The sequence below is a fragment of the Massilia sp. FBCC-B171 genome, from assembly GCF_059134155.1.
Genome location: NZ_CP101443.1, coordinates 1,818,229 through 1,830,125, shown reverse-complemented (window position 1 = coordinate 1,830,125; position 11,897 = coordinate 1,818,229). Strand labels below are relative to the sequence as shown.

At 64.1% G+C, this 11,897-nt stretch carries 16 protein-coding genes; 4 read left to right on the top strand and 12 right to left on the bottom strand.

The annotated features are described in order from the left end of the window. Nucleotides 1-4 precede the first annotated feature (4 nt). Nucleotides 5-880 (bottom strand): TauD/TfdA dioxygenase family protein, encoded by an 876-nt coding sequence (locus NMB41_RS08300; protein ID WP_494381993.1) that lies wholly within the window; start codon nt 878-880, stop codon nt 5-7. Between the two features lie 208 nt (nt 881-1,088). Here NMB41_RS08300 and NMB41_RS08295 point away from each other — a divergent pair, with 208 nt between their 5' ends. Genes NMB41_RS08295 through NMB41_RS08280 form a run of 4 tightly spaced genes read left to right on the top strand, consistent with a single transcriptional unit; the run spans nt 1,089 to nt 3,319 of the window. Continuing rightward, nucleotides 1,089-1,658 carry an RNA polymerase sigma factor gene (locus NMB41_RS08295; RefSeq protein ID WP_494381992.1) on the top strand — a complete coding sequence of 190 codons (570 nt, stop codon included), beginning with the start codon at nt 1,089-1,091 and terminating at the stop codon, nt 1,656-1,658. Further along, a complete protein-coding gene (locus NMB41_RS08290) occupies nt 1,655-2,053 on the top strand; it encodes a DUF3619 family protein (protein WP_494381991.1) in 399 nt (132 codons plus the stop codon). The genes NMB41_RS08295 and NMB41_RS08290 overlap by 4 nt, the downstream gene beginning before the upstream one ends. Beyond that, nucleotides 2,050-2,805, top strand: a complete 756-nt coding sequence (locus NMB41_RS08285) for a DUF3106 domain-containing protein (protein WP_494381990.1) — start codon at nt 2,050-2,052, stop codon at nt 2,803-2,805. The genes NMB41_RS08290 and NMB41_RS08285 overlap by 4 nt, the downstream gene beginning before the upstream one ends. After that, the gene (locus tag NMB41_RS08280; protein ID WP_494381989.1) at nt 2,792-3,319 is read left to right on the top strand and encodes an RDD family protein; all 528 of its coding nucleotides are present in this window, start codon (nt 2,792-2,794) and stop codon (nt 3,317-3,319) included. The genes NMB41_RS08285 and NMB41_RS08280 overlap by 14 nt, the downstream gene beginning before the upstream one ends. A gap of 135 nt (nt 3,320-3,454) precedes the next feature. Here the strand turns inward: NMB41_RS08280 and NMB41_RS08275 are convergent, their stop codons facing one another. The 11 genes from NMB41_RS08275 to iscR all read right to left on the bottom strand — a co-directional run bounded on the left by NMB41_RS08275 (nt 3,455) and on the right by iscR (nt 11,872). Then, nucleotides 3,455-4,189 (bottom strand): S4 domain-containing protein, encoded by a 735-nt coding sequence (locus NMB41_RS08275; protein WP_494381988.1) that lies wholly within the window; start codon nt 4,187-4,189, stop codon nt 3,455-3,457. After that, nucleotides 4,190-5,221: a low-specificity L-threonine aldolase gene (gene ltaE / locus NMB41_RS08270; protein ID WP_494381987.1), complete on the bottom strand. Its 1,032-nt coding sequence runs from the start codon at nt 5,219-5,221 to the stop codon at nt 4,190-4,192. It abuts the gene before it with no gap. Nucleotides 5,222-5,225: 4 nt separating this feature from the next. Next, the gene (locus NMB41_RS08265; protein ID WP_494381986.1) at nt 5,226-6,134 is read right to left on the bottom strand and encodes a class I SAM-dependent methyltransferase; all 909 of its coding nucleotides are present in this window, start codon (nt 6,132-6,134) and stop codon (nt 5,226-5,228) included. Then, on the bottom strand, nt 6,121-6,315 hold the full coding sequence (gene iscX / locus NMB41_RS08260) for a Fe-S cluster assembly protein IscX (protein WP_494381985.1): 195 nt from the start codon (nt 6,313-6,315) through the stop codon (nt 6,121-6,123). The genes NMB41_RS08265 and iscX overlap by 14 nt, the downstream gene beginning before the upstream one ends. A gap of 12 nt (nt 6,316-6,327) precedes the next feature. Then, nucleotides 6,328-6,669, bottom strand: a complete 342-nt coding sequence (gene fdx / locus NMB41_RS08255) for an ISC system 2Fe-2S type ferredoxin (RefSeq protein ID WP_494381984.1) — start codon at nt 6,667-6,669, stop codon at nt 6,328-6,330. Between the two features lie 140 nt (nt 6,670-6,809). Beyond that, nucleotides 6,810-8,699, bottom strand: coding sequence for a Fe-S protein assembly chaperone HscA (gene hscA / locus NMB41_RS08250; protein ID WP_494381983.1), 1,890 nt, complete (start codon nt 8,697-8,699; stop codon nt 6,810-6,812). A gap of 125 nt (nt 8,700-8,824) precedes the next feature. Continuing rightward, nucleotides 8,825-9,340 (bottom strand): Fe-S protein assembly co-chaperone HscB, encoded by a 516-nt coding sequence (gene hscB, locus NMB41_RS08245; protein WP_494381982.1) that lies wholly within the window; start codon nt 9,338-9,340, stop codon nt 8,825-8,827. Between the two features lie 4 nt (nt 9,341-9,344). Beyond that, entirely contained in the window at nt 9,345-9,668 is a 324-nt protein-coding gene (gene iscA / locus NMB41_RS08240; protein WP_494381981.1) for an iron-sulfur cluster assembly protein IscA, read from the bottom strand. 29 nt (nt 9,669-9,697) lie between these two features. Beyond that, nucleotides 9,698-10,084, bottom strand: coding sequence for a Fe-S cluster assembly scaffold IscU (gene iscU, locus NMB41_RS08235; protein ID WP_494381980.1), 387 nt, complete (start codon nt 10,082-10,084; stop codon nt 9,698-9,700). Between the two features lie 24 nt (nt 10,085-10,108). Then, entirely contained in the window at nt 10,109-11,365 is a 1,257-nt protein-coding gene (locus NMB41_RS08230; protein WP_494381979.1) for an IscS subfamily cysteine desulfurase, read from the bottom strand. 27 nt (nt 11,366-11,392) lie between these two features. Beyond that, complete coding sequence (iscR, locus tag NMB41_RS08225; protein ID WP_494381978.1) at nt 11,393-11,872, bottom strand: Fe-S cluster assembly transcriptional regulator IscR; 480 nt, start codon at nt 11,870-11,872, stop codon at nt 11,393-11,395. Nucleotides 11,873-11,897 lie beyond the last annotated feature (25 nt).

Sequence of the window (11,897 nt, the reverse complement as noted above, 5' to 3'; positions counted from 1 at the left end):
CTGGTTAGAACGGGACATCGCCCGCGATCGTGGTGCGGTACAGCTTGCGGCGCTGTTCGGGTGGGCAGCCGGCGGCCAGGTGCATCAGCGAGCGGTTGTCCCAGAACACCATGTCCTGCGGCTGCCACTGGTGGCGGTAGATGAATTCGGGTTTCGTACTGTGTTCGAACAGCGCGTCGAGCAAGGCGCGGCTGCGTTCTTCCGGGATATCGAGGATGCGCGTCGTGAAATGCTCGCTCACGAACAAGGCCTTGCGTCCCGTTTCCGGATGCGTGCGCACCACCGGATGGCGCACCGGCACCACTTCGTCGATCTGCGCCTGGGTCAGGGCCGGGCGCCATGGATTGATTCTGCGCAGGTCTTCGTAGCGCGCCAGGTAGCTATGCTCGGCATGCAGGTTTTCCACTTCGCGCTTGAGGTGCTCGGGGAGCGTGTCCCAGGCCAGGTGCTGGTTCGAAAACAGGGTGTCGCCCCCATCCTGGGGAAGCTCTTGCGCATGCAGCATCGAACCCAGGCTCGGCGTGGCTTTATAGGACAGGTCGGAATGCCAGTAATGGCCGGCGTCGCCCAGGCCGATCGGCTCGCCGTTTTCGCGGATGTTCGAGATGACCAGCACTTCCGGGGCGCCAGCCAGCTGGAACTGGCGCAGCACGTGGATTTGCAGTGCGCCGAAGCGGCGCGAAAATTCGACCTGCTGGCTAGGTGTGATGCGGGTGTCGCGGAAGACGAGCACGTGGTGGTCGAGGTGGGCGCGGTGCACGCGCGCCAGATCGGCGGTGCTGATCTGGCGCGTCAGGTCGAGGCCCAGCACTTCGGCGCCCAGTGGTGCGTGGAGGGGCCGGATGTCGAAATCCTGGCGGGAGTCGGTATCGAGAGGCATGATGGCTTGGGCTGAGTCAGAGTCGGGTTCAGCTTATCCAGCCGGGGTCGGCCTGAGAACGAATCATTCCGACTATCCTCATGCGTTTTTTGAAAGCGCGTCCGCTACTGAGCAATAACGGTGCAACGACGTGGGATTTTTGCTAGGATTCGTGGGTTTTCCATAAAGCACGGACAAAGCATCCGCGCGCATCACCCTCCCTCAGCGCATGGCGACAGACAAAGAACTCAGCGACTTCCTCGAGAATGTCGAACGGCGCGCCTTCAAGCAGGCCGTGTATGCAGTGCGCAAGGACGAAGCGGCGCTCGACATCGTGCAGGACGCGATGATCAAGCTCGCCGAAAAATACGGCGACAAGCCGGCCGCCGAACTGCCGATGCTGTTCCAGCGCATCCTGCAGACGACCATCCTCGATTATTTTCGCCGCGAAAAGGTGCGCAATACCTGGGTCAGCCTGGCATCGAGCCTCGGCCGGCGTGGCGGCGATGAAGAGGACTTTGATATACTCGATGCGTATGAAGCGGAAGAAGGAACGGCTGCGGCCGAGTCCAGCATGGACCAGGCCGAGCGCGCCCAGACCCTGCGCCTGATCGACGCGGAGATACAAAAGCTCCCGGCGCGTCAACGCGAAGCCTTCCTCATGCGTTACTGGCAGGATATGGACGTGGCCGAAACGGCCGCGGCGATGGGATGCTCGGAGGGCAGTGTCAAAACGCACTGTTCTCGCGCTACGCATACCCTTGCCGATGCCTTGCGGGCCAAGGGAATAAAACTATGAATACCGACGACATCAACCTGGCGTACAAAATACGCCACGCCCTGAACGAAAACCTCGACGCGCTGCCGGCTTCCACAACCGAGCGCTTGGCGGCCGCACGCGCGCTGGCGCTGTCGCGCAAGAAGGCCGATGCGCCTGCGGGATCGAAGAAGGGGCGCCGCTGGTTCGATGTCGGCTTCCATTTCTCCGGGGCGAGCCTCGGCCGCCTCGGCGTGGCCATCCCCCTGCTGGCGCTGGTCGTCGGCCTGGGCGGACTGTACCAGTATGACCAGCAGCAGCGCATGGCCGAACTGGCCGAACTCGACGCGGCCGTGCTGGCCGACGAACTGCCGCTGACGGCTTACCTCGACCATGGCTTCAATGCCTATCTGGAGTCGCAACAGCGCCAGCAATGAGGACACCCCCTTCCAAGCCCCGCCGCCTCGGCCGGATCGCCGCGGCGGCGGTGGTGCTGGCGGCGCTCGTTGCCTGGCTCGCCTGGTTCCTGTGGCAGGACGCAGGAAGCGGGAGCCCCAACGCCACGCGCAGCGCAGCCACCAGCGCCAGCACGCCCGGCCTGCCCGCCAAGGGTGCCCGGGCGCTGGAAAAGCCGCTCTGGCGCGATCTCTCGCCCGCCCAGCAGGTCGCACTCGCCCCGCTGCATCCGGAATGGGATGCGATGGAAGGCGCACGCAAGAAAAAATGGCTCGAGATGTCGCGCCGTTTCGCGTCGATGAACGCGACCGAACAAGGCCGCGTGCACGAACGCATGCGCCAGTGGATGCGCCTGACGCCCGAGCAGCGCAGCCTGGCGCGCGAAAACTTCAACAAGGCACGCAAACTCGCGCCCGGCGACAAGGCCGCCACCTGGGAAAGCTACAAGCAGCTCACCCCCGGCGAAAAACAGCGCCTGGCGCAGTCGGCCGCGCGCAAGAACGCCGCCACCGCCACCAGCCCGCCTGCCGCGAACACGATCGTCACGCCAACGAGCTGCCCGGCCGGTACCGCGCGCCGTGGCGCCTCCTGCATTGCGCTCGACCCGCCGGCCGCGGTTCCGGCCACCCCAGCGGTCACCCAGCCGGCGCCAGCGCCTGCGGCGCCCCCTGCGGCCGCGCCTGCGCCTGCCCAACCCACTGCCGCCCCTGCCCCATCGAATGCAAACGGTTAATCCCCCTGCAGCACCCGTGATCGGCACGCCGACCGTCAAGCGCCGCTTCATCGCCATGGTCTATGAGGCCTTCCTCTTGACCGCGGTCGAGGCCCTGGCCGTCTTCATCTACATTTTCGTCACCGGCAACCGCCAGGACCCTGCCTACCGCGCCGGGCTGATGGTCTTCCTGTTTCTGGTGACGGCCGCCTACTTCGTGCACGCCTGGAGCGGCAGCGGCTTTACGCTGGCCATGAAGACCTGGCGCATCAAGGTGGTGAAGGTGGGATTTTCGAAAGTCCCCTTCAAGAATGCGGCAATCCGCTACCTGCTGGCGTGGGGATGGTTCGCGCCGGCGCTGATCGTGGGCGGCGTGCTCGACCTGCATCGCGTCAGGGACTGGGCGGCGGTGCTGATCGTCGGGCTGGTGGGATGGGGGCTGACGGCGTTTCTGGACAAGGATCGGCAGTTCCTGCATGACCGGATTGCGGGGACGCGCTTGATTGCGTTGCCGAAGGTGGGGAAGAAGAAGTAAGCGGCTGCGTTCAAAGCTGCCTATTGGCAGACGCTGTACCGCGTGGGCTCAAGAGCCCACGCTACGTTCATTGCTATTCGTAGGGTGGGCTCTTGAGCCCACGCGGTGCGGCACATGCGCAGCCAGACACGTCGATTAAAACCGTTCGTACTCGGTCAGATACCGCCACTGCCCCGCCGGCAGCCCACCCATCGACATCCGCCCCACGCGCAAACGCTTGATGTCCGTGACGGTCAAGCCCACTGCCGCGCACATGTGCTCGATCTGGCCCGGACGCATGCCCTTGGCCGCGAAGCGCAGGCGCCCTTCGCTCTGCCAGCTCACCTTCATCGGGTTGATTGGCTTGCCGCTGAAAGTCAAACCTTGGTTCAGCAGCGCCAGGCCGCCCTCCTTGATTCCGCCCGATACTTCCACCACGAACTCGTGCTCCACGCGCTCGCCGTCGTCCATCAGCTTCCTCACGACGCGGAAGTCCTGGCTGTAGACCAGCAGGCCGCTGGCGTCCGTCTCGAGCGGCGTGCACAGGGTCAGGCGCGCCAGGTGGCGCTTCAGGAAGCGCGGCTGGCCGTGGCCGCCGACGACCAGGGTTTCCTGCGTCAGGGATTCCAGCGCATTCGCACCGCGCGCGCCGACGCCGGAATTCATCCCGGCCGGCTTGTGCAGCAGGATCGTCACCGGCGGCGCTTCGTCCCTGCTGGCGCCCGGCAGCAGCACCACGCTCTGCGACGGCAGCACGCGCGAGGCCGGGTCTTCGACGACGACGCCGTCGACGGTCACGCCGCCATTGGCGACATATCGCTCGGCTTCCGCCCGCGAGCATGCTGCTTGTTCGGCCACACGCTTGGCCAGGCGAATTGCTTCGTTACTCATTTACGCTTGCCAGTTCTTGAAGAAGGTTTTGAAGGCGGCGACGACGGTGTCGACGTCGGCGCGCGAGATGTCCAGGTGGGTCACCAGGCGCGTGCGCGGGCCGATTGAGGCGCGGATGCCCTGCTCCGCCAGGGAAGCGCGCAGCGGCTCGCAGGCGGCCGCCGGGATGTCCATCCAGAAGATGTTGGTCTGCGGCGTGCCGACGGTGAGCGCGTCGATCTCGCCCAGAGCGCGCGCGAGCAGCGCCGCGTTTTCGTGGTCGTCCGCCAGGCGCTGCACATTGTGTTCGAGCGCGTGGTGCGCAGCCGCGGCCAGCACGCCGGCCTGGCGCATGCCGCCGCCCAGCATCTTGCGCCAGCGGATGCCTTGCTGGATGAAGGCTTTCGGGCCGAGCAACACCGAACCGACCGGCGCGCCAAGACCCTTCGACAGGCAGACCGACACCGTGTCAAAACCCTTTACGACTTCGCGCAGCGTGATGCCTTGCTTGACGGCGGCATTGCAGACGCGCGCGCCGTCGAGGTGGGTCGCCAGGCCCTTGGCATGCGCCAGCGAGGTAGCGGCCGCGATGTAGTCCTGGCCGAGCACGCGCCCGCCGATCGTGTTTTCCAGCGCCAGCAAACGGGTGCGGGCGAAGTGCATGTCGTCGGGCTTGATATAGGCTTCGATGTCGGCCAGCGCGATGCTGCCGTCCGGCTGGTTCGCGATCGGCTGCGGCTGGATCGAGCCCAGCACCGCGGCGCCGCCGCCTTCGTATTTATAGGTGTGCGCTTCCTGGCCGACCAGGTATTCGTCGCCGCGACCGCAGTGGGTCATCAGCGCGATCAAATTGGTCTGGGTGCCGCTGGGCGCGAACATGCCGGCTTCGTAGCCAAACAAGTCGGCCGCGAAGTCCTGCAGGCGGTTCACGGTCGGGTCGTCGGCATAAACGTCGTCGCCGACTTCGGCGGCAGCCATGGCGGCCCGCATCGCTTGCGAAGGTTGGGTGACGGTGTCGCTGCGCAGGTCGATCCAGTGCTGTTGTTCGCTCATGTTTTCAGTCGTCGTTGGTTACGGCTTCAGCCTGCGCCGCTTGCGATGCATAGAAACGCTGGCCCATCTCTTCCAGTCCCAGCGTGGACAGCACTTCCTGCAGGCGTTCGCTCGGGCGGCGGCGCGGCAGGTTTTTGAAGGTGGCGATGATCAGCTCGTTCTTCATCGAGTGCTCCCAGCCGACCAGTTCCGTCACCGTCACCTGATAGCCGTGGGCTTCCAGCTGCAGGCAGCGCAGGACATTGGTTACCTGGCTCCCGAATTCGCGCGTGTGGATCGGGTGGCGCCAGATTTCGGTCAGCGCGCTCTTGCCCAGGTCCTTGCCCTTGTTCTTGCGCAGCACGGTCGCCACTTCCGCCTGGCAGCACGGCACCAGCACCATGTGCTTGGCCTTCTTCTTCAGCGCGAAGTCGATGGCGTCGTCGGTGGCCGTGTTACAGGCGTGCAGCGCGGTGACGATGTCGATCGACTCCGGCAGTTGCGACGAGGTCGTCGATTCGGCGACCGACAGCGGCAGGAAGGACATGTTCTTGAATCCCAGGCGCGCCGCCAGCTCGGTCGATTTCGCGACCAGCTCGTCGCGCGTCTCGATGCCGTAGATGTGCGAGGCGTCTTCCAGGCCCTTGAAGAACAGGTCGTACAGGATGAAGCCGAGATAGGACTTGCCGGCGCCATGGTCGACCAGCGACACGGCGCCCTTCTCCGCGCGCACGTCGTTCAGGAGCGGCTCGATGAAGTTGACCAGGTGGTAGACCTGTTTCAGCTTGCGGCGGCTGTCCTGGTTCAGCTTGGCGTCGCGCGTGAGGATGTGCAGTTCCTTGAGCAGTTCGATCGACTGTCCAGGGCGTACTTCGGGCGGGAGCTCAGGTGGCAGATCCCGCGCTGCGTCCGGTTTCCGGTCAGCGCGCTTCATCGATCCACGCCGATTGAATTGCTTCGAGCACGCGCTCGCCGCCGCGTGCACGGTCGTCGTCGAAGCCTTCCAGCTCGACGACCCAATTGTGCAGGTCGACGAAGCGCACGTTCGTGGGGTCCACGTCCGGATACTTCTCGACCAGCGCTTCGGCGATTGCCGTCACTTCGGTCCATTTCATGGCAGCTCCCGATCAGTGATTCTTCTCGGCCGCGTGGTTGATCGTGTACTTCGGGATCTCGACCACGAGGTCCTCGCCGGCCACGATCGCCTGGCACGACAGGCGCGAATTCGGCTCCAGGCCCCAGGCCTTGTCCAGCATGTCTTCTTCTTTTTCTTCCTGCTCGTTCAGCGAGTTGAACCCTTCGCGCACGATCACGTGGCAGGTGGTGCAGGCGCAGACGCGGTCGCAGGCGTGTTCGATCTCGATGTCGTTTTCGAGCATGATGTCGCAGACGGACTTGCCGCTTTCGGCCTCGAGGACGGCGCCGTCAGGGCAGAAGACTGGGTGGGGCAGGATGACGATTTGTGGCACGTTGTTACCTCTAAAATAATATATATCGTTTGTAGGGTGGGCACTCTGTGCCCACGCGGTAGGCGGGTCGCACAATCGATGGGTGCGCAAACACCGCATAAGCGCCGTACCGCGTGGGCACAAGTGCCCACCCTACAAAATCAGATTTCGTCCAGCGACTTGCCGGCCAGCGCCTGGCGCACGCTCTTGTCCATGCGGCGCGCGGCGAATTCGTCGGTGCCGTGCGCGAGGGTCTGGACGGCGTCGTGCAAGGCACTCTGGCGCGCACCCGGCTCGACGTTCGTATCGTTCGAACGATCCAGTGCATCGCGCACGCCCTGCACCAATGTCGCCAGTGCCGACTGCTCGGCCTCGTCCAGCAAATTGCTGTCCGAGTCCAAAGCCGACTGCGTCGCCAGCAAAATACGGTCGGCCTCAACCTGCTCTTCGCGCAGCGCGCGCATCTGCATGTCCACTTGCGCCGAGCTGTACGAATCCTGCAGCATGCGTGCGATCTCGTCGTCGGCCAGGCCGTAGGACGGCTTCACGGTAATCGACGCTTCCACGCCCGAACGCGTCTCGCGCGCGGCGACCGACAGCAGGCCATCGGCGTCGACTTGATACGTTACGCGAATCCGCGCCGCGCCGGCTGCCATCGGCGGAATGCCGCGCAGCTCGAAACGCGCCAGCGAACGGCAATCCGACACCAGCTCGCGCTCGCCCTGCACCACGTGCACCGCCAGCGCGGTCTGCCCGTCCTTGAAGGTCGTGAACTCCTGCGCACGCGCGCAAGGGATCGTCGAATTGCGCGGGATGATCTTCTCGACCAGGCCGCCCATGGTTTCGATGCCGAGCGAGAGCGGCGTGACGTCCAGCAGCAGCCAGTCGTCGCCCGAGGCGCGGTTACCGGCCAGCAGGTTCGCCTGGATCGCGGCGCCCAGCGCCACGACTTTATCGGGGTCGATGTTCGCGTGCGGGATGGTGTGGAAGAACTCCGAGACCGCGCGGCGCACGTGCGGCATGCGCGTCGCGCCGCCGACCATCACCACGCCGTCGACGTCTTCCACCGACACGCTGGCGTCGCGCATGGCCTTCTTGATCGCGTTCATGGTCTTGCCGACCAGGTGCTTCGTGATCTCGGCGAAGGTATGCGCGGAGATCTTCACGTGCACCAGTTCGCCCGAGTTCAGGACCGCGTCGATCGTCGTTTCGTCGTTCGAGGACAGCAGTTCCTTGGCCTGGCGCGCCTTGACCATCAGGGTCGCGGTGTCTTCTTCCGACAGCGGCGAGAGCTTGGCCTGTTCGTTGATCCAGCAGAACAGGCGGTGGTCGAAGTCGTCGCCGCCCAGGGCCGAATCGCCGCCGGTGGACAGGACTTCGAAGACGCCTTTCGACAATTTCAGGATCGAGATGTCGAAGGTGCCGCCGCCGAGGTCATACACGGCAAACACGCCTTCGGAGGCGTGATCGAGGCCGTAGGCAATCGCTGCGGCGGTCGGTTCGGACAGGAGGCGCAGCACGTTGATGCCGGCCAGCTGGGCCGCATCCTTCGTGGCCTGGCGCTGGGCGTCGTCGAAGTAGGCTGGCACGGTGATCACCGCGCCGACCAGGTCGTCGCCCAGCGAGTCTTCGGCCAGCTGGCGCAGGGTTGCCAGGATCTGGGCCGAGGTTTCGACCGGGCTTTTCACGCCGGCCACGGTGCGGATCTGGACCATGCCTTCGCCGTCGACGAAGTCGTAGGGTAGGTTTTCGGCGTGGGCGATGTCCTTCAGGCCGCGGCCCATGAAGCGTTTTACCGAGACGATGGTGTTCTTCGGGTCGGTGGTGCGATGGGCTTGCGCCTTGTGGCCAATGTTGGCATTGCCGTTGGCCAGGTAACGCACGACCGATGGCAGCAGCGAACGGCCTTCGTCGTCGCTGAGCACTTCAGGACTGCCGCTGCGGACGGTGGCGACGAGCGAATTGGTGGTGCCCAGGTCGATGCCCACCGCCAGCCGGTGCTGGTGCGGTGCGGTCGACATGCCGGGTTCGGAAATCTGCAAAAGTGCCATGTTCGTGTTACCTGGTTGTTGTTTTGTGTGGTGCGGTGGCCGATTGCACAATGCATACGCCGGTCGAACGCGTGGGCGGCACCGCCGCCCACCCTACGTCCCTGCGCTTCGAGCCAGCGAAGTTTTTAACCTTCGATCGCCTCGTACGCGTACTGTACCTCGCCCCCGAATTTATCGAGGAACATGAGCGAGCGCACGCCCTGGGCGGCGGCTTGGAAATCGCCGGCGTCGAGCTCCTTGCCGACCTGCTCCAGCAGCGCCGCGCGTTCCATGCGCAGGTCCTTGTCGAGTGCGTCGAGCGCATCGGCGTCCTTCTGCGCGCGCGCCTCGCCGAGCGCTTCGCGCCATTCCATCTGCTGCATCAGGAAGGCCATCGGCATCGCCGTGTTCGATTCGGTCTGCAAATCGACGCCGTTCAGTTCGCACAGGTATTGCGCGCGCTTTTGCGGGTTCTTCAGCGTTTGGTAGGCTTCGTTGGCGCGCGTGGCCCATTGCATGGCGACGCGTTTTTCGGCGTCCGTCGCGTTGACGAAGCGGTCCGGGTGCACGCGGCCCTGGACTTCGCGATAGGCCGCGTCGAGCGCGGCCATGTCGACGTCGAAGCGCGCCGGCAGCTGGAACAGGTCGAAGTGATTCTGCATCAGATCAGATGCGGAAGCTCTCGCCGCAACCGCAATTGTCCTTGACGTTCGGGTTGTTGAAGCGGAAGCCTTCGTTCAGACCCTCGCGGGCGAAATCGAGTTCCGTGCCGTCGATATAGGCCAGGCTTTTCGGGTCGACAAAGACCTTCACGCCGAAGGACTCGAAGACGTTGTCTTCGGGCGCCGCTTCGTCGACATACTCCAGCTTGTAGGCCAGACCCGAGCAGCCGGTGGTGCGCACGCCGAAACGCAGCCCGAGGCCCTTGCCGCGGCGCTCGATGTAGCGGGTGATGTGCCTCGCCGCTTTTTCGGTCAGTGTAATTGCCATGCGTTCCTCTCCTGCTCAGGTCTAACGATTTATACGGTTGCGTGCTTGGTCTTGTAGTCGGCGACCGCTGCCTTGATCGCGTCTTCCGCCAGGATCGAGCAGTGGATCTTCACCGGCGGCAGGGCCAGTTCTTCGGCGATCTGCGTGTTCTTGATGGCCAGTGCCTGGTCCAGCGTCTTGCCCTTGACCCATTCGGTCACCAGCGAGCTCGATGCGATGGCCGAACCGCAGCCATAGGTCTTGAACTTTGCGTCTTCGATCAGGCCCTGGTCGTTGACCTTGATCTGCAGCTTCATCACGTCGCCGCAGGCCGGCGCGCCGACCATGCCGGTGCCGATCGATTCGTCACCCTTGTCGAAAGCGCCGACGTTGCGTGGGTTCTCGTAGTGGTCGAGTACTTTGTCCGAATATGCCATTTTGATGCTCCTAGAATTCTGAAATTAGTGGGCTGCCCATTGGATCGAACTGATGTCGATCCCTTCTTTGAACATGTCCCACAGGGGCGACAGTTCGCGCAGTTTGCCGACCTTCGATTTCAACAGGTCGATCGTGAAGTCGATGTCTTCTTCGGTCGTGAAGCGGCCGATGGTAAAGCGGATCGAGCTGTGCGCCAGCTCGTCGCTGCGGCCGAGAGCCCGCAGCACGTAGGATGGCTCCAGGCTGGCCGAGGTGCAGGCCGAACCGGACGACACGGCGATGTCCTTGATCGCCATGATCAGCGACTCGCCTTCGACATAGTTGAACGAGACGTTCAGGTTGTGCGGCACGCGGTGTTCCATGTCGCCGTTGATGTAGACCTCTTCGATCTCCATCAGGCCCTTGGCCAGGCGGTCGCGCAGCGCCTTGACGCGCACCAGTTCGTCGTCCATCTCGATTTTCGCGAGGCGGAAGGCTTCGCCCATGCCGGCGATCTGGTGGGTCGGCAGCGTGCCCGAACGCAGGCCGCGCTCATGGCCGCCACCGTGCATCTGCGCTTCCAGGCGCACGCGCGGCTTGCGGCGCACGTACAGGGCGCCGATGCCCTTCGGACCATAGGTCTTGTGCGCGGTGAAGGTCATCAGGTCGCACTTGGTCTTTTCCAGGTCGATCTCGACCTTGCCGGTCGCTTGCGCGGCGTCGCAGTGGAAGATGATGCCCTTCGAGCGGCACAGTTCGCCGATCTCGTCGATCGGTTGAATGACGCCGATCTCGTTATTCACCAGCATGACCGAGACCAGGATCGTGTCCGGGCGGATGGCCGCTGCCAGCTGCTCGATCGTGATCAGGCCATTGTCCTGCGGCTCGAGATAGGTGGCTTCGAAGCCGACGCGCTCCAGCTCGCGCACGGTGTCGAGCACGGCCTTGTGCTCGGTCTTCACCGTGATGATGTGCTTGCCCTTGCTCTTGTAGAACTGGGCCGCGCCCTTGATGGCGAGGTTGTTCGATTCGGTCGCGCCCGAGGTCCAGATGATTTCGCGCGGATCGGCGCCGACCAGGGCGGCGACGTGGCCGCGCGCTTCTTCGACGGCAGCCTCGGCCGACCAGCCGTACATGTGGCTGCGCGATGCCGGGTTACCGAACTGCTCGCGCAGGAAAGGGATCATCTTGTCGGCCACGCGTGGGTCGACCGGCGTCGTCGCCGAGTAATCCATGTAAATCGGGAAATGCGGCGCAGTCACGAAGCTCTGCTCGATTTTTTTGTCCAAAGGCGCGTTCATCTGTTCACTCCAGGTTCGGTTTTGTGCTTAATTTTGTACACTCGCGGCGACGGGCGTACGGTGCACCACGACGACGTTCTGTTCTTTTTGCTTCTGCTGGTCGACCAGGTCCTGCAGCGAGACCGAATCGAGATAGTCGACCATCTTGGCGTTGAGCGTGGTCCACAGCTCATGGGTCATGCAGCGGGTGCCGCTGGCGGCGTCCGAGCCGTGGCAGTTTTCCTTGCCGCCGCACTGGGTCGCATCGAGCGGCTCGTCGACGGCGATGATGATGTCGGCCACCGTCACCTTGTCCGCCGGACGCGCCAGGCTGTAGCCGCCGCCCGGGCCGCGGATCGATTCGACGATCTCGTGGCGGCGCAGCTTGCCGAACAGCTGCTCCAGGTAGGACAGCGAAATGGCCTGGCGCTGGCTGATGCCCGACAGCGTGACGGGACCATTGCCTTGACGCATGGCAAGATCGATCATCGCAGTAACAGCAAAACGGCCTTTGGTGGTCAGACGCATCACAACCCCGGTAATGTTAAAATAT